This window comes from Paenibacillus ihbetae, from assembly GCF_002741055.1.
In the GTDB taxonomy this organism is placed as follows: domain Bacteria; phylum Bacillota; class Bacilli; order Paenibacillales; family Paenibacillaceae; genus Paenibacillus_AQ; species Paenibacillus_AQ ihbetae.
Genome location: NZ_CP016809.1, coordinates 2645292 through 2662325, shown reverse-complemented (window position 1 = coordinate 2662325; position 17034 = coordinate 2645292). Strand labels below are relative to the sequence as shown.

15 protein-coding genes are annotated in these 17034 nt (G+C 54.2%); 4 read left to right on the top strand and 11 right to left on the bottom strand.

The window, feature by feature from the left end:
* Positions 1-199 precede the first annotated feature (199 nt).
* The 5 genes from BBD41_RS11945 to BBD41_RS11925 form a co-directional block, all read right to left on the bottom strand.
* Positions 200-1261, bottom strand: coding sequence for a BtaManbiosPhlase (locus tag BBD41_RS11945; protein WP_099477722.1), 1062 nt, complete (start codon positions 1259-1261; stop codon positions 200-202).
* Positions 1262-1427: 166 nt separating this feature from the next.
* Positions 1428-2375, bottom strand: a complete 948-nt coding sequence (locus BBD41_RS11940; protein WP_099477721.1) for an MTP-1 family protein — start codon at positions 2373-2375, stop codon at positions 1428-1430.
* A gap of 60 nt (positions 2376-2435) precedes the next feature.
* Entirely contained in the window at positions 2436-3275 is an 840-nt protein-coding gene (locus tag BBD41_RS11935) for a carbohydrate ABC transporter permease (RefSeq protein ID WP_099477720.1), read from the bottom strand.
* Entirely contained in the window at positions 3262-4140 is an 879-nt protein-coding gene (locus BBD41_RS11930; RefSeq protein WP_237087103.1) for a carbohydrate ABC transporter permease, read from the bottom strand. The genes BBD41_RS11935 and BBD41_RS11930 overlap by 14 nt, the downstream gene beginning before the upstream one ends.
* Positions 4140-5453 carry an ABC transporter substrate-binding protein gene (locus BBD41_RS11925; protein WP_099477718.1) on the bottom strand — a complete coding sequence of 438 codons (1314 nt, stop codon included), beginning with the start codon at positions 5451-5453 and terminating at the stop codon, positions 4140-4142. The genes BBD41_RS11930 and BBD41_RS11925 overlap by 1 nt, the downstream gene beginning before the upstream one ends.
* A 361-nt stretch (positions 5454-5814) precedes the next feature.
* On the opposite strand from BBD41_RS11925, the gene BBD41_RS11920 reads away from it, so the two are divergent.
* Positions 5815-6846, top strand: coding sequence for a substrate-binding domain-containing protein (locus tag BBD41_RS11920; RefSeq protein ID WP_223260658.1), 1032 nt, complete (start codon positions 5815-5817; stop codon positions 6844-6846).
* Positions 6847-7098: 252 nt separating this feature from the next.
* Here BBD41_RS11920 and BBD41_RS11915 read toward each other — a convergent pair whose 3' ends face one another.
* Complete coding sequence (locus BBD41_RS11915) at positions 7099-9588, bottom strand: UvrD-helicase domain-containing protein (RefSeq protein ID WP_099480582.1); 2490 nt, start codon at positions 9586-9588, stop codon at positions 7099-7101.
* A 159-nt stretch (positions 9589-9747) separates the two neighbouring features.
* On the opposite strand from BBD41_RS11915, the gene BBD41_RS11910 reads away from it, so the two are divergent.
* Positions 9748-9960 (top strand): hypothetical protein, encoded by a 213-nt coding sequence (locus BBD41_RS11910; RefSeq protein WP_237087062.1) that lies wholly within the window; start codon positions 9748-9750, stop codon positions 9958-9960.
* Positions 9961-9991: 31 nt separating this feature from the next.
* Here BBD41_RS11910 and BBD41_RS11905 read toward each other — a convergent pair whose 3' ends face one another.
* The 5 genes from BBD41_RS11905 to BBD41_RS11885 form a co-directional block, all read right to left on the bottom strand.
* The gene (locus BBD41_RS11905) at positions 9992-10618 is read right to left on the bottom strand and encodes a hypothetical protein (RefSeq protein WP_099477716.1); all 627 of its coding nucleotides are present in this window, start codon (positions 10616-10618) and stop codon (positions 9992-9994) included.
* A gap of 261 nt (positions 10619-10879) precedes the next feature.
* The gene (locus tag BBD41_RS11900) at positions 10880-12007 is read right to left on the bottom strand and encodes an ArnT family glycosyltransferase (RefSeq protein ID WP_077570031.1); all 1128 of its coding nucleotides are present in this window, start codon (positions 12005-12007) and stop codon (positions 10880-10882) included.
* A gap of 155 nt (positions 12008-12162) precedes the next feature.
* Complete coding sequence (locus tag BBD41_RS11895; RefSeq protein WP_077570030.1) at positions 12163-12393, bottom strand: hypothetical protein; 231 nt, start codon at positions 12391-12393, stop codon at positions 12163-12165.
* A gap of 111 nt (positions 12394-12504) precedes the next feature.
* Positions 12505-14361 carry a bifunctional diguanylate cyclase/phosphohydrolase gene (locus tag BBD41_RS11890; protein ID WP_077570028.1) on the bottom strand — a complete coding sequence of 619 codons (1857 nt, stop codon included), beginning with the start codon at positions 14359-14361 and terminating at the stop codon, positions 12505-12507.
* A gap of 263 nt (positions 14362-14624) precedes the next feature.
* Entirely contained in the window at positions 14625-15242 is a 618-nt protein-coding gene (locus BBD41_RS11885; protein ID WP_099477715.1) for a DUF5317 domain-containing protein, read from the bottom strand.
* A 316-nt stretch (positions 15243-15558) separates the two neighbouring features.
* Between BBD41_RS11885 and BBD41_RS11880 the strand changes: the two genes are divergently transcribed.
* Both BBD41_RS11880 and nfsA read left to right on the top strand, forming a co-directional pair.
* Entirely contained in the window at positions 15559-15762 is a 204-nt protein-coding gene (locus BBD41_RS11880; RefSeq protein ID WP_077570026.1) for a cation transporter, read from the top strand.
* 360 nt (positions 15763-16122) lie between these two features.
* Positions 16123-16863 (top strand): oxygen-insensitive NADPH nitroreductase, encoded by a 741-nt coding sequence (gene nfsA / locus BBD41_RS11875; RefSeq protein WP_099480580.1) that lies wholly within the window; start codon positions 16123-16125, stop codon positions 16861-16863.
* Positions 16864-17034 lie beyond the last annotated feature (171 nt).

Below are 17034 nucleotides of genomic sequence, written 5' to 3'. Positions count from 1 at the left end.
CACCTGGAACGTGAAAATGGACATCGTTTGCCTTCTATTGTAACGCAATTCGAATGCGCTTCCATAATCTTTTTTTCGGGTGGATCTGCCGGTTCTATGGAGAGGGTTTATCCCGGGAAAAATAGCCGAGACCCCAGATTCAGCGGGTCCCGGCTTCATGCGCATCAGTCGTCCGGCGAGTTACTCATGAGCGGGCGCATTACTCATAGGCAAGGCTGTCCAAAATCTCGCTAAGGCTCAGCTCGGCGCAAGCCATCGACGTATCGGCAACGCCGTAATACATCTTCACAACGTCACCGTGGACAAGGGCGCCGCAGGAGAACACAACATCGCCGAAAAATCCGTTCTTCTCATAGTCTGCTTCAGGCTCCATAATCGGCCGGCTCGAGCGGGCAATCACTTTCGACGGGTCGTTCAGATCCAGCAGCAGCGCACCCATGCAATAACGGTGTTCCTTGGTGGCGCCGTGGTAGAGCTCGAGCCAGCCCTTCTCCGTACGGATGGGTACGGCCCCGCCGCCGATGCGGCCGCTGTCCCACATGCCTTCGCGGAGTCCGGCAAGATGCTTGTGGTTGCCCCAATACACAAGATTGTCGGATTCAGCGATCCACATTTCCGGATTGCCGGTGCTTTTGGTGGTCGGACGATGAAGCGCATAGTATTTGCCGCCGATCTTCTCAGGGAAGATCAGCACATCCTTGTTGTCCGGCCCGAAAATCATGCCGTGATGGGTGAAGGTGACAAAGTCCTTGGTGGACACCATCGATTCTCCGATCCCGACAGGGGAGACGGCGGAGAAGTATATATAGTAGGTGTCCCCAATCTGCGTAACCCGCGGATCCTCGATGCCGAACGTCTCTAAGCATTGGGCCGGGTACACCAGGGGCTGATCCTCGATCGTAAAGCGATGGCCGTCCTTGCTCCGCGCCAGTCGAATATAGGACAGGGAGGTCAAATATTCGAAGGATGCGCTTTGACGGACGTTGCGGATGACGCGGGGATCGGAGAAATCATAGCGTTCATCGTCCGTACGGAATTCCAGGATATCGAGATCCCGGGTTCGGGCGTTGAATACGGGGGCCTTCACGATGCGCGGATCGCTGCTCACCGGCCGCTCCGCAACGCGCAGCAGCAGCAGCACTTCGCCGTTATATTCGGCAACGCCCGCATTGAAGGCGCCGATGACCTCAAAGCCCTCGTGGTACGGCTTTACGTCGGCCGGTGTGATCAGAGGGTTCTCCTCGTATCGATATATTTTCATAGCTGCAACCCCAATCATTAAGCAGATTTATAATTAAGAAGCTGAATAACTTCCAGGTTTAAGCATCGATCCGCAATGATCATCAAGCATACGATCATCGTGCAATGATCATTGGAGAACGATCATCAAGCTCAGCAATCAAAATAACAAGTAACAAGCAGCGGCATCAGGACTCAAATCGCAGAAAAGGATCGGGCATGGTGATTCGCTGCGCCTCGGCATCGCTGATTCCCGCGTAGAGGTCTGCCGTTCCGTCGGGCTTGCGCATGAGCCCGCCGCTAAACACGACATCGGCGAGATCGGGACGCTTGGCTTCGCCCGGCAGGAAATCGGCCCGGACTGCGATTAGGGCCATGTCGGAATGCTCACCCGTAGCCGGGTCGAGCGCGAACACCATCGGGTAGTAGTGCCGGTCCCCGGCGTCATCGAAGCAGGCGACGTGTCCGAGCACGCCGATCCGGCCGTTCTTGAGCAGGTGCAGCTCGTTGGCACCTCCCCATTCCGCGTCAATGAACTGATCCGCAAGCAGCGGTGCCTCGTTGACCAGCTCTATGGTCAGGTCGCGCAGCGAGGAGGCGACGGCGTACCCGATTTTGCCCCGGCCGCCCTTCGCTCCTTGCGGCCGGGTAAAGACCGCGATCTCCCCGCCCGGCAGCTCGGCGATGCGCAGATCCTTCATGGCGTCGGGGCCCGTGAAGAACGGGGTCAGCTCATGGAGCGTTTTTCCCTTGTACAATACCGTCCGCCACAGCGGGGCATCCGCCTTGTGGGGGTGCGGGAAGACCTCGACCCCGCCGAGGATCAGCTCCCCTTGAATGAAGGTGAAGAACGGATCCTGCAGGGTAAAGACGGGAGCGCCGCTTAGAGGCGCCCAGCTGCTGTCCGGGCGCTCGGTAAAGAAGCGGATTTCCGAACGCTCGCTGTCCCGGGATTCCACCCGGCCGGCGAGGATGGTCTTCCCGCCAAGCGTGAACGGCGCCGTGATGTTATACACATCCTTGCCGCCGACGCCGGTGAATGACAGCTTCACCGGGTTATTGACGGCTCTCGGCTTATTCTGGTATTCGCGAAGCAGAATCTCGCATGTTTTTATGGTTGAACGGTTCATAGTCAATCCAGTATGCCTCCTTGGGTCAGTAAACGTAAATGATGGGCCCGGCCTCAGCAAGTGGCCTTATTTCAGGCTGAACTGCATGCCTTCCTTGAACTTCTTGCCGAACATGATGAACAGGATGATGATCGGCACCGTGAGCAGCACGGATGCCGCATACAGCGGGCCGGGATAGCTGCCGTACGGCCCGAACATCTGGGACAGGAGCACGTTCAGCGTCAGCATGTCGTCGCTGCGCGCCACGATCATATCCCAGAGCAGCTCCGTCCACCGTTCCATCAGCAGGAACAGGAAGATGACCGCGGTAATGGATTTGGACATCGGTACCATAATTTTATACAAAATTTTAAAGTCTGAAGCGCCGTCCAGCTTGGCTGCCTCGATGAACGCGTCAGGGATCGCCTTGAAGAAATTCGTGTACATGAAGATGGCCCACAGGCTGACCGCCTTCGGTATGATCATCGCCCAATACGTGTCGTACAGCCCCAGCTTCTGAATAATCAGAAAGTTGGGGATCAGCAGGATGATGGCCGGGAAGAACATATGAAAGAGCACGAAGTTGTTCACGGTGTCCCGGCCCCGGAACTTCATCTTGGACAGGGCATAAGCCACCATGATCCCGAAGAGCATCATCAGGAAGGTGGAGGCGATGGACACGATAACGCTGTTCAGGAATGCGTTCGTCCACGGCCGGGCAATGCCGACCTCGCCGCCGGTCAGCAGCCATTCATAGGATTGAAGCGAATATTTGCTCGGAACCAGCTGCCGGTCCACCTGCGACCAATCGGCAAACGAATTGAGCACCATGTACAGATACGGATAGACCATGACCAGGAGCAGCAGGGTTGCCAAGACATAACGGACCGCAAGACGCCGCTTGTTGTTTTTATTAGACCCAACCATTGCGTTTCCCCCACATTTCCAGCACTTTGCGAATTGCGAAGATGGAGATGAACGTTACCAGAGATGCCAGAATGGCGATCGCCGAAGCATATCCCGCTTGCAGATTCGTAAAGGCTTGATTGAAAATTTCCATCTGCCAGGTGTTCGTCGCGAAGTTCGGACCGCCGCCCGTTAGCTGGTACACTTCCGTGAAGATGCCGAAGGTAACGCCAAACGAGAGAATAAGCGTCGTATAGAGGGCAGGATACAGGAGCGGCAGCGTAATTTTCCAAAAGCGTTGCCGGTCCGTGACGCCGTCAATGGCCGCGGCCTCATAGACTTCCTTATCGATGCTCTCCAGTCCCGAAGTCAGGATCAGCGCATAGTAGCCCGTAAATTTCCAGGCCAAAATCAAACCGACGATAAACAGCGCCGAGAGAGGGGAGCCGAGCCAGTCGATCTGAATGCCGAATGTCCCTCTCAGAAATTCGTTGACCGGACTGTTGTAGGACAGGAAGCCTTGCACGATCAGCGATGCGACGACCCCCGAGGACAGATACGGCAGGAAGAACCCGATCAGGTATACGCTTTTGAACCGGGGCAAGCCTTGGATGACGACGGCGACGGCCAGCGACATGGCCGTGACCAGTGGAACGAAGATGATCATGAATTTGTAGGTCACCCAGAAGGCCGCCTGTACCCCAGGCGTTGCCATGGCTTTCAGGAAGTTGTCTAGCCCTACATAATCATATTCCGGGGCAATGAGATCCCAATCCGTGAAGGACAGGTAGAGGGACCACACGAGCGGCCCCAGGAAGAACACCAGTCCGAAAATAAGGTAGGGGCTGGAGAATATCCAGCCCAATTTATCATTTCGCTTATCGATCATGATTGAAGCTCACCTTCAATCGCTTTCTTCATGTTATCCCACCCGGTCTGCGGATCGATTTCACCGCGGATGATTTTATTGAAGGCCTCTTGGCCGATCAGCGTCTGAATCTCGTTAAACTTCGGATTGTCCATTGCCGGCACGCCCTTGGACACCGCTTCGGCGTAAGGAGCAAGCTCCGGCTTCTCCGCGAGGATCTGCTTGAAGCCTTCCAGCTCCGTCAAATCATCGCGTGCTGGCGGCAGATTGGTCTGCTCGAACCATTTCACGTCATGCTCTTCCTTGGAATACACCCATTTCAGGAACTCGGCGGCTGCCTGCCGGGATGCTTCCGGTGCGCCCCGGAAGATGACGAGGCCCTTGGCGTCCGCATAAGTCTTCGCATCCGCAGGGTCCATGCCCTCCGGAACAGGAGGCAGCGTCAATTCATAATTCTCGCCGTACTTAAGCTCCGGATACTTCGTCTTCCACATATCGAAGGTCCAAGGGCCGATATCGGTGAATACGCCGGCTCCGGTCTCGAACGGGTCCGTTGCGTTCTGGGACAGAATGCCGCCCGCTTGGCGAAGCTTATCGACGAAGCTCAGCACTTCGACGCCGGCTTTGTCATCCGCAACCAGGCTGGTTCCCTCGACGAACTTGTTGCCGTCCGAGGCCGCATTGTACAGCAGGAAGAAGTCGAACCAGCGCTTCCATGCGGTCGGATCCGCCAGGTCGGCGCCTTTCGTCCACATGAATTTATCCGGATGCTTCTCCTTCAGCTTGCTCGTGGCATCCAAAATCTCGCCGTACGTACGGGGCGGCTCGTTGTAGCCGATTTCGCGGAGCAGGTCGGTGCGCCATCCGATCAGCATCGGATTGGAATAGATCGGCAGCACGTACTGGTGACCGTCGGCGAATACCCATGGCTTGATCGTCCCCTTCATGTTGCGGGAGCTGACGATCTCTTGGAATTGGGGCAGCTCGTCAAGAGGAATGAGCGCTTTGCTGTTCGACAGCTGGGCCGCGAAGCCGCGATTGATGTTTTCGGCTACCGTCGGCGCATTGCCGCCTGCGATGGCTGCCTGGATGCTGGCTTCCGAGCTTGGCGATTCCTTGATCGGGCTGACGTTGATCTTCACGCCCGGCGTAACGCTCTCGTATTCCTTGGCCATCTCCTGCCAGAAGGCCTGCTGCGGCGGGTTCGGTGCGGCCCAGAACTCTACGGTGGTCGTCCCGTCAGCAGCTTTCCCGCCGCCTCCGCAAGCGGTGAGCATAGTGCCGCATACCAGCGTCAAGGCGAGAAGCATGGCGATTCTCTTTTTCCTCATGTTGACGCATCCTCCTAATTACGTATGACTTTTAAACGGGGAATTGCATGTAATTCTAATTGTAACGTTACAAAATCCAATAAATGACTTGACTGTAAGCGCTATAACCACATTATTATGGATACAAACCCAGTTTGTCAACGCTATGATTATGAAAATTATCGGATTTCGTCTATTGGGTGACGAAAGGTGTAGAATGACTATAAATTTACAATATAAACTAATAACGTTACAATATTAACTGTAATGTTTATGGAGAATCTTTCAAATCTCTATCGGTTTTCGGTATAGTATGATGAGAATCCAATATTTCGATGCGATGCTACTATTATTCTTCATGTAAGAGAAAGGAACGTTATCCTTGACGAAGCCAAAAATTACGATGCAGGATATCGCAGACCGGTTGAACATCTCGAAGAATTCGGTTTCCCAGGCCCTGTCCGGCAAGGCGGGCGTAAGCGAGGAAACGCGCAAGCTGATTTTCCGGACGGCGGATGAGCTGGGTTACGTATACACGGGGAACCGGAAGCGGAGCGCCGATCAGGCGGAACAGGCGGGAGGAACCGGCAGCATTGCGCTTGTTGCGACGGACTTTGCCTTTTCCATGAGAGGTTTCTTCGGGGAAATCTACTTGACGATCGAGAAGGAGGTGCAGAAGAGGGGCAAAAGCTTGCAGATTCAATCGATATCCCAGCAAATGATGGACGAGGAGACGCTGCCGGCCTTCATTGAACAGCGGGAAGTCGACGGGATCCTCATCCTCTCCCACTTGAGCACCGACTATATGAATAAGCTGGTGGACACCGGCATTCCTACGGTGCTGATCGATCATCATCATCCCGACGTGCATGCGGACGCCATTTTGACCAACAACCGCTTCAGTGCATACCGGGCCGTGAAGTACCTGTGTGAGCTGGGGCATTCCCGAATGGGCTTTATCGGGAACACCTCCTTTTCGCCGAGTTATTACGAGCGGCTGGAGGGCTTTCATCTTGCCCACCATGAGCTGGGGCTGGCCGTGAACCCGGAATGGGTCGTTTCGGACGCACTGGAGGACCCGGAGTTCATGGAGAAGCGAATCCGGGCGATGGGGGAACAGCCGACCGCTTGGTTCTGCGTCAATGACGGTCTCGGCTTCATCGTGAATTCGACCGTTCAGAACATGGGGTATCAGGTTCCGGCGGATATATCCATCGTCAGCTTCGATAACGGGCAGCTGTCCAGGCTCGCTACGCCGAAGACGACCACAATGGCCGTCGATCTAGCGCTGTTCGGCCAGACCGCGATCCGGCAGCTGTTCTGGCGGATGGAGCAGCCGGAAGCCCCGTACATGGAGCTTCTGCTTCCTACGACGCTGATTGAGCGCGATTCCACGTCGGCGCCCCGTCCGTAAGCAGGGGGAAGCGAACATGTGCTGCGATTATAAATGATCTAAGGCGTCACGGACATGAGGGCATGAATATGCCGGATAATCAAACCAAAGAGCCTCCTCTCTCGTATCCCAGCATGCGAGAGAGGAGGCTCTTTTGGCTCTCCTTTGAATATAGGGATGGATCGAATGCAAATGGCGTCAGGACTTTTTCGGGGGTGGGCACATTGCCCCTTACGGCTTCCTAGGTTCGATTCGCCGCCGTGATGCTCGCAATTACGACCGTCGCGCCCGCTTCTGGACAGGCACCTCCTTGCGGCCCTGCTTCATCGGCGCTTGGCATAGCGGGCACGCCTTGCCCTCAGAACCCCGGGAGCCGCGGACAGGAGCTTGCCCGGCAGGCTGGATCCGCTGCCAGCCCTTGCAGCCCGCTCCCGTGCACAGCCATACGTTGACGGTTTCCATTTCAACGGGCGGCTTGGGCTCTCGGCGCTCAGGGCTACCCGTGACGGGAACGGTTACCGTAATCGGCTTCCGCTCCCGTGATGCTCCGGCGGAGCTGGCGCCGCCAGCCGTTCGCGATGACCCGGGCCGTCCCGAAGCGACCGGCCTGCGGGCTGTCTCTAAGCCGATCCCGCGGGTTCTCCGGGGGGCGGCCGCTTCCGAGGCTTTTCCGCGCGCTTGTTCGCGCTGCTCCTCGGTAAGGAAGACGTCCCGGAAGAAGCGGGACACGTCGGTTTTACGCCCGCGATAGTAAGCCGGCGAGCTTATGATGAGCTCATCCCGGGCTCTGGTGATCGCAACGTATGCCAGCCGGCGCTCCTCCTCCAGCGCATCCAATGCTTTGTCTTCCTTGTCCGACAACGGGTGGTGATCGTCCAAATGCTCGGCGAGGAGCGAAGAGGAATGGGGCAGAATGCCTTCGCTTGCCCCGATCAGGCAAACCGAAGGGAATTCAAGCCCCTTCGATTTATGAATCGTCATCAGCCGGATCGCATCCGCTTCCTCGTCCCGCTTCATTGCCGCCATCTCCCGATGGATGTCAATGAGACGGTCCACGAATCCGACGAACTCGGAAACCTCTTTGAACCGCTTGGCTGAGGCCTCCAGCTCATCAAGCCCTTCCTGAATCAGCTCCTTATGCAGCGTCAGCTCCTGCCGCTCATCCGCCTCCAGGAACTTGTCATAGAAGCGCCGCCGGATCTCTTGAATGGCCGATACCGGCTCCATGGCCTGCAGCCCTTTAATCAGCTTGGAGCGTTCCCGGATTTGCTCGACCTGAAAGTCTTTCAGGCCGGGATAGCTCAGCAGGTGGGCAAGAGGTCCCTTTTTGGGACGGGGCGCATCCTTCTCCCGGATAAAGGCCATGCCTTTGTCCCGGTTCACATACAAGGTATGGAGCACTCCCTCCATAGCATGAAAATTGCGGCGGTCCAGCGACAGGCGCAGATGGTCCATTACCGGCTTCACGACCCATTGCTCGTAGAACAGCTCGCCATTTTCATAATGAATGAACGGAATATCCCGCATCACAAGCTGTTCGAAAATGGCTCTGCTGTTGCTGGCGGTCCGATATAAGACCGCATAGTCCCGATAGGACCTGCCGCGCTCCCGGACCTCTTCCGTAATATGGTTCAGCAGCAGCTCTGCTTCCTGATCAGGGTCGCCGGGTCGCAAGTACAGCGGCACGCTGCCGCTCTTGCGGGTGGATCGCAGCAGCTTGGGACGGCGCCGCTGGTTGACCCGGATAATTTCGTTGCCGAGCCCGACGATCGAGGAGAGGGAGCGGTAATTGATGTCCAGGGTGATGATTTTGGCATCGGGGTACGTTTGGTCGAATTCGAGAATAAATTCGTTTCGGGCACCGTTGAAGCCGTAGATTGTCTGATCATCATCGCCGACCACCATGAGGTTGCGATGCGGGGCGACGATTAGCTTCAGAAGCTCGTACGGGAGCAGCCCGGTGTCTTGAAATTCATCGACCATGACATACCGGTAGCGTCTTTGCAGCGATGCCAGCAATGCCGGCTCGGTTGTAAGCAGGCGATGCGACAGTACCAGGATATCGTCAAAATCCATCTGGTCGTGCGCCACCTTCCACTCCTCGTAACGGGCGAAGATTTCCCGCTGCTCCACTTCCGCCGGCGTGCTGCCGGGCAGCTCATTCATTCCGGTCATGTTCATCCGGTAAGCGGACCATAGCGAGAGCAGCGTTTCTGCCTCGTAGCGGTCCTGCAGTCCCATTTCCCGGAGTATGCGCTTGATGATGAATTGCTGATGCCTGGCGTTTCCCAAAATTTCCTGACGATATCCTCGCGTTCGGAGCAGGTACAGGAAAAAGGAGTGGAACGTTCTTGCCGTCACTTTGGCCGCTTCTCCGGCTCTGAGCCCGGGAAGGGCCATGATGCGCTCCTTCATCTCGGCCGCGGCCTTGGATGAGAACGTAACGAGCAGGATGGAGGACGGGTCGGCCCTGCGGCAGGCGATCAGGTAGCCGGTGCGGCTGACCAGCACGGACGTCTTGCCGGAGCCTGCTCCGGCAAGGGTAAGCAGCGGGCCCTGCGTATGCCGTACGGCTTGGATTTGGGCGCGGTTTAAATACAGGCCCTGCGATTCCAATCCGCGAAAAAAAGCCGCGTCCGGCGCATCGTGGGCCACCAGATCCCGGCTGTTTTCCAAGGAGGCCAGCTTTGCCAAGGGAACATCCAAGCGGTTCGTGCCGAACGGGCGTTTATAAAAAGGTATGCTAACGGTTGAGGTTGTCATAAGCTTCACCAATCATTTCGTCATCCGATATTTGGGGTCCGATTCAGGCAATCGGAGTTAAAAAACATGCCTATCCAGTTTACCGGATTCGCGGAAATCTGGCAAAGCGTCAAACCAACCGTAAGACCAAGGTGTTTTATATATTAGGGGCAGCTTTGGGTGAACCATACTTTATCGTTAGGGGGTGGTGCTGTGCTGGCTATTATCGTCATTCTGCAGCTAGTCATTATTGCCATACTGTTGAATATGAATGGCAAGCTTAAGCCTCGCGATTATATCGCGGAAGCAATGGAGCGGGATCGCAAAGCGAGAGAAGAGCGGGAGAGAAAGCAGCGGATGGAGCAGTTGGCTTCGGAAAACGAACTGCAGTAAGGGTAGGGCGTTCTCCGCCAAATGATAGGTGTTACCACTGCATGTCCGGATCCAGCACTTTCACCGTACCATCCTTCAAGGCGGCTTCCAGCAGCTCGTTTCGAAGCGCATGTCCGGTGGCAACCACGTCCCGTCCGTCCTCCTTCTGCTTGGCGACAAGCGAGCTCACCAATTTCTCTCTGGATAATTGCTCCTGATACACCGGGGCAGCGTAATCCTCCCAGTAGGTTTCCTCGCTAACCTTCAGCTCATCGATAAATGCAGCATGCTGCTTCTGCACTTCGGCGGGCTGCTCCTGTAATGTCTTCCGCATCCGCTCAGCCTCCCGAATCCCTTCCTCACGGGTTGCGGTCAGCCCTTGTTCATCCGCCAAATGCAGCATCAGCTGGTCGATGACAAGCTCTTTCACAAGCGTGGGGTCATCAGCCGGGGTTGCCGAAGTAAGCTGTAAATGCTCTTTATATCGGGTGAGATCAGCCTCCGTAATGTAAACGGGCCCGATCTGAACCAGCGGCTGTCCGGAAGCAGTATCCACAGTTTCACGTCCTCGCAGCTCTGCAGGATTCGGGCGATCGCCAAAGTAAAGAATCAGGCTGACGATAAGCACGCAGGCAGCAGCAATGCCGAGGAGCATCATGGATGTTCGTTGTAATTTCATAGTAGACCATCCTCTTTGACGGGTATTCGTCAAATTGCCTTTATCTTAATAGACGTTCAAAGCGGACAAAAAGTTATCGAGAAAATGACGCTTTTAGAAGAAAATGTAAGAGGAATTGCGGCCCTGCACATAAAAAAGCCTGAATGCACTTGCCGATCATCCTCTGTGCATTCAGGCTGAATTTGAAATATATAGATCCATCCCTGCAGGAAGGCGGGCGGGGAACGAGCCTGGCGGACCATCCGGCATCCGGCGTCTGTTTTACGACCGCAGCAGGCGGGTCTTATGCGCGTATATAATGGCTTTGTCCGCCAGAAAACCGACATACAGCAGCAGGAACACCGCATACGGGAAGCCGGTGCCGTCGAGGCTTGGGACAAGCCACTCCGCCGTAATGAAGTACAGCAGCGTGAGCAGCACGGGAAGCTGCCGCTTCAGCCGGTATTTCCATACCGACCAGATTACGCCGCTGACCCCGGCGTAGAGAAGCACCAGCCGGACTGCGTCAAGGGCGGACTGCACGACCCTGCGTGCCTCTTCGTTGCCGAGTGCGGCGGCATATTTGGAGGTGCGGCCTTCGAATATGCTCCGGTACAGATGCACCAGCGGGTTGCCCTCGATGTATCTGGAGTCCAGCCATAGGGAGACCAGATTCCAAGGGCCCGGCAGGTATGTCGCCAGCCGATTGAAGAGGGGGATGTTAAGCCACCACGGCGACAGGATCAGCAAATAACCGGCCATAATGAGCAGGGTTCCGCCGGCAATGATGCTGGCCGGGCTGCGGTATTTGATCCAGAACGGAATGAATAAGAGCGGATACAGCAGCGCTTGGAGATTGTAGCAGGCCATTATCGCCGTAAGGGCCCCGGCAGCGGCATACCAGCCGGCCTGCTTCAGCTCGAGCGCACCGATGACGGCGCAGACGAGAAGCAGCATCAGCATCTGCATCGTCGTATCCGGCAGGATCAGCCGTACGGCCCCGTAGGCCGGCCAGAATAGGGCATAGATGAAGCAGCACAGAAAAGCGATCCGCGGATTAAACATATACCGTGACAGTACGAACACCAGATAGACAGAGAACGCATGGAAGATGCACTGGAGAAGCTGATAAATGATCAGCGCCGCATCCATGCTTCCGAGCAGCCCGATCAGTCCTGACATCATAAGCGGTACGCCGGGCATGACGCCCGAAGCCTCTTCGGGGGCTGGCCCCGGATCGCTGATCATGGCCGCGCTTTCGATATATTTCTGTTCGATGACGGCCGTAATGCCTTGAGAGGCTTCGTGGCCGCCGGCTATCACCAGCAGGCATGAAAGGGCCAGAACGGCTCCGATCAGTGACAGCAGCATCCTCCGCTGCAGGCGGTTCAATGTCCAGATGGAAAACAACAGGTCCAACTCCACTCTTTTATAATCTCTAGGGCGTTTGCCAATAATCTATCCTCCTCTATATTAAAGAAAAAAGGCGGAAATAAAAAGGCTCCGTCAGAACGGAGCCCGCATGTTAAGGGAGGGAGGGGGAGGATGGAAGGTTCGTTTACCGCCTAAAAGCCGCTGTGATACTTGCCTGGACTGGAGGATTGATCCTTGGAGGTGCCGTCCCGCTGTTTCTCCTCCCGCCGCTCCATTGCAGCATCCTCCATCGGAATCGGGTCGACATGACGCTCGCTTTCGAACTTGTCGAACAAGCTTTCCTCTTCCGTCGGATATTGCTCGGGATGATCCTTATGGCCCGGACCGTGATCAAGCGGAAGCTCCTTTTTGCGATCAGCCATGAAACTCACCTCATTATTTGTTGGGATACTACCTTTTACCATTTTTCAAGGCATATCAAACATCAAATCAGGGAGAATCAGGCTGCAGAGACCGATTGTCCGTCCATTATGCTAATTGGTTTCCAGACCTGCAGCGGGCTGCTGCTGTCCCGCGATCTTGTCCAGGATGTACTGGATGAACAGTTCAACAAGATCAGGATCGAATTGCGTCCCGGCGCAGCGGCGAAGTTCGTCAATACCCTCCTCGAACGTTTTGGTTTTTTGATAGGGCCGTTCCGTCGTCATCGCATCGAAGGAATCGATAATGGTAAGCATCCGGCACAGCTTCGGAATTTGGCTGCCCTTGAACCCGTGCGGGTAACCGCCGCCGTCATACCGTTCGTGATGCAGCTCGATATACGGAACAAGCTCCTTGAATTTCTCGTTCGTTTCGGCGATGCGCTTGCCCCAGCTGACATGCCGTTTCACGGTTTCCCATTCACTAGCTGTAAGCTTGTCCCGTTTATTGAGGATTCCCCATGGAATTTCGAGCTTACCGATATCGTGGATGAGCGCTCCGAGCACGAAATTGCGCCGTTCGACGCTGTCGAGGCCGAGCACCTCGCTCATATCCATCGCATAGCGGAATACCCGTTTCGAGTGCTTGAACGTATCCACATCCTTATAGAGAAACAGCTTCAGCTGCTGCTCGATATCCCGCGCATCCTCCGCAAAGTCGATCTCGAATTCCTTCTTCTCGCCGCTTCCGTACACATGGACATTGTTCTTGCCCTGTTTCTTGGCGTAATACAGCGCCTGATCCGCCTGCTCGACCAACTGCGATTTATCGTGGATATCGATTCGGTAAGGAGCGATCCCGGACGAGAAGGAGAGGCAGCCGGACGGGAAGATTTCCACGCCGTCGAAATAGGTATCATTCAATTTCTTGCGGAGCCTGTTGATGAATACCTTGGCTTTGCTCTCGTCATACCCCGGCATAAGAAGCGTAAACTCCTCGCCGCCGAAGCGGGACGCCACAACTCCGGCCGCCTTGGCCTCGACCTTCAGGTAATTTCCGAGAAAGCCGAGCAGCATGTCGCCCTTCAAATGTCCGAACTGATCATTATATTTCTTGAAGTCATCAATATCGATCATCGCCAAAGACAAGGGAGACTGACTGGCCTTGGCTTTTTTGATTTCGTCTTCCAGCAGGCTCTCGAAATAACTGTGGTTATACAGGCCTGTCCGCTGGTCCTTGATCGCTTTCTCCTGCACCTCGTTATACATCAGGAACAGCTGCTTAAAGGAGTACGAGAGCATGACGCTGAGCCCGATGAACAGCGTGAGTCCGAAGACGCCGTTATGTACGATCAGAACGGATAGCACCAGGGAAAGGATCAGTGTGCTCAAGTAGACCAGCAGCGTATCCCTGATAAAGGATTTGAGAATATCATATAAAGAGCCTCTGTATAGTAAATAGTAGTAGAATCCAAGCAGAAGCACATTAATGATGAAATATATGAGAAGGGCTGCCAGATAAGCGCCGAAATGATTGTTAAGAATAGGACCTGTCTGCCCTCCGGCGGCTTTGAACACCAAAGAGGAGCCGACGATCATGAGCGTGTAGATGGAGAAGTTGACAAAATGCTTCCAGAACGGCACCTTCCTGTCATAGAGAGCGATTGCGAGCGTGTTAAACAGGATGACGGAAAGGGCGAACGGAGCACCATAGATAAATATGCACGCCAAATAAACGGAGGAATCCATTGATTGCAAGTTGCCTTCAGGAGGGAGCTGGAAGGTGAAATAATTCAATATTAGGGCGGCCCCTAACATGGCATAAACCCATACCCACTGCGAAGGAGCGTAATTTAAAAATTCTCCTTGATGTACGATCATAAAGGTTAAACAGCCCATCAGCGAAATTAACACAAAGTACAGCTGTCCTGATAGCTCTCTGGAGATCTGAGGGCGCTTGAATATGGACATAATGGTTTCTCCTCAATAAAGCATGTTGTTTTCTACACATTTTAAGATATATTACAGAGCAAAACAACGAAAAAGATGTAAAAAAACAGGCTGAAATTTCCAGCCTGTTTCCTTGTGAGATTTTTATTATCCCAATCTGTAACCGGAAGTCAGAGCGACAACGACGGAAGCAACGATGATCGCATTCAGCACGATGCGGGAATACTTGATTTTATCAGTTTTCTTCATAGTTCTCCCTCCTTTCCAGGTAGTATGATGTATGATTAATTTTGCGGTTCCACATGTTCAGTCTTGCCTTGCTTGCGCATAATGTTCTTAACGGCGGCATTCTTACCGGAAGTCATGAGATGGACGATGTAGATGAATATCCCGATATTCATGATAATATCGCCGATGCTGATAACCTGCGTTCTCGGATACGGCGGAGATAATGGAATGATATCACCAAGGAATGCAAGACGCGTAGATGCATCCATGAGATAATGCTTGGTTGTTGCCGTTGCATCCATGAGCATGTCCACATAAACAGGATCCAGTACGGATGCGGCGCTCATCGACACCGGCATTCTGCCGCCGTTGACGGCCATGACGAGGAAGTTAAGGAACACGCCTGCCAGTATGCTGCCGAAGCCCTTCTGATCCCGGTTCATCCATAGGAAGATCATGCCCGCAACGTAGATAAGCATAAATATATATCCGCTCGCGTCTGCCAACCAACCGATATTCTCTTGAAAGCGGAATATGAGCAGCTGCACAATCAGGAGGATCGGGAATATAAGGCCGCCCTTCAGGCGAATCTTGCTGAATTGCTGCAGTCCGTGACGGAAACCGCCCCGAATCAGTCCGACAAGTATTCCTAATATAATACCGTCAAATACCATGATCGAATTCCTACTTTCATCATTCATTACGTCCGTAATAAGAGAGTTCGACAACGGATTGGTAATTCCTGCAACAATATTCAAATTTTGTGGAAAAAATTTCGAGGATACCGCTGAAATGTTGTCCGAAATTGTTCGAATTGCAATTAAATCGCTGAGATTGTTTTCATTATAGCAAAATTAAAGGATAAATCTTCCTACTTTTTTCGTGTTTTTTCCCGCGGAAGCATGCGTAATCATGGACTTTACATACCTACCGGGGGTATAGTACAGTGAAGATGTGTAGGATGAAACGATCGATAGGAGGAGGAGCATCATGAAACAAGTGACGTTAACCGTAGAAGGCATGTCCTGCAACCACTGCGTAAACTCGGTTGAAGGCGCGTTGAAGAATGCCGGAGCTTCGGGCACCGTAGATCTTGCATCGGGCACGGTAAGCATTGAATATGATGATTCCAAGGTAAGCCTTGAGGCGCTGAAGGAAGCCATCGAAGATCAGGGATACGACGTTGTATCTTAAGTGAAGGATAGTGGAACAACCGGAGGCTGTTAGCTTCGGGCTGAATAGAGAAACCGGCTGCTGTCTCAACTGGCGGGCCGGTTTTTTTGCGCTGCTTCCTTTCATATGCTGGCGGGGCGCGGAAGCTTGCGGCTCCAAGTCCAAAGTTACATAATAGATTGAAAGTACCACGCAAGGGGATAATGACTTTTGGTACAACTTTGCATGGCAAGTCTTCCCGGGCGAGCAAGCGCTCTTGCATTGCACTGTATATTGGCGGTGAATGCCGATGAGAGGCAGGCAGTAATTATGCACACGCGGAGCATTCGCCGGGAGGGCGAAATACCTCATACTTCAAAAGCCAAGGAGTGAGAATAGATGATGAACGATACGTTGTCCCTGCTGATGAATCATCGATCGATCCGGAAGTTTACGGACGAGCCTGTGACGGAGGAGCAGCTGAAGACGATTGTGGCGGCCGGGCAGATGGCATCCACCTCCAGCAATGTCCAGGCTTACAGCATTATCGCGATTACCGATTCGGAGAAGAAGAGGACATTGGCGGAACTAGCGGGGAATCAGGCGTACATTGTAGAATGTCCGGTATTTCTCATATGGTGCGCGGACCTGTACCGGCTGAAAAAAATAACAGAGCCGCATGTTGGCGACCAGCCGACGTATGAGGATTCGACCGAAAACTTCATCGTCGCGACGGTAGACGCCGCGCTCTCTGCACAGAATGCCGCCGTTGCCGCGGAATCGCTTGGCCTCGGCATCGTATATATCGGCGGGATCCGCAACAGGATTGCCGAATTTGCGGAAATGCTCGATTTGCCGGAGCTGGTCTATCCCGTATTCGGCATGTGTCTCGGCCATCCGGACCAGCAGCCGGGCCTTCGCCCGCGGCTTCCGGTGGAAGCGGTGCTGCACCGGGAAAGCTACGACCGGGCGGCGATTGAGGAAGCGAAGCGATATGATCAAATTTCCGCCGATTACCTGTCCAAGCGAACGAACGGCAAGAATCGTACGCCTTGGTCGGAGCAGATGGGCAAGCGGCTCGCTGAGCCGGTGAGACTCCATATGAAGGAATTCCTGGAGGGGAAGGGCTTCATGAAGCGGTAGGCAGGCGGCATTACGAGGGCCAGGCATAACTGGACGATACAGCCGCGAGGAGCCCGGATTTCTACTAAAGGGAGTTTTCGTCCGCTTGTCCTTCCAATATCGAATAGGAAAAACCTATTTATCAAGACGAAATCAAGCCGCAGGTGGATTGCTGTTGCAGCCAACCTGCGG

What these genes read in the sequence shown, in the direction of transcription:
- BBD41_RS11945 (WP_099477722.1), bottom strand. Translation starts at nt 1,261, where the DNA reads ATGAAAATATATCGATACGAGGAGAACCCTCTGATCACACCGGCCGAC.
- BBD41_RS11935 (WP_099477720.1), bottom strand. Translation starts at nt 3,275, where the DNA reads ATGGTTGGGTCTAATAAAAACAACAAGCGGCGTCTTGCGGTCCGTTAT.
- BBD41_RS11925 (WP_099477718.1), bottom strand. Translation starts at nt 5,453, where the DNA reads ATGAGGAAAAAGAGAATCGCCATGCTTCTCGCCTTGACGCTGGTATGC.
- BBD41_RS11915 (WP_099480582.1), bottom strand. Translation starts at nt 9,588, where the DNA reads ATGACAACCTCAACCGTTAGCATACCTTTTTATAAACGCCCGTTCGGC.
- BBD41_RS11905 (WP_099477716.1), bottom strand. Translation starts at nt 10,618, where the DNA reads ATGAAATTACAACGAACATCCATGATGCTCCTCGGCATTGCTGCTGCC.
- BBD41_RS11895 (WP_077570030.1), bottom strand. Translation starts at nt 12,393, where the DNA reads ATGGCTGATCGCAAAAAGGAGCTTCCGCTTGATCACGGTCCGGGCCAT.
- BBD41_RS11890 (WP_077570028.1), bottom strand. Translation starts at nt 14,361, where the DNA reads ATGTCCATATTCAAGCGCCCTCAGATCTCCAGAGAGCTATCAGGACAG.
- BBD41_RS11885 (WP_099477715.1), bottom strand. Translation starts at nt 15,242, where the DNA reads ATGGTATTTGACGGTATTATATTAGGAATACTTGTCGGACTGATTCGG.
- BBD41_RS11880 (WP_077570026.1), top strand. Translation starts at nt 15,559, where the DNA reads ATGAAACAAGTGACGTTAACCGTAGAAGGCATGTCCTGCAACCACTGC.
- nfsA (WP_099480580.1), top strand. Translation starts at nt 16,123, where the DNA reads ATGAACGATACGTTGTCCCTGCTGATGAATCATCGATCGATCCGGAAG.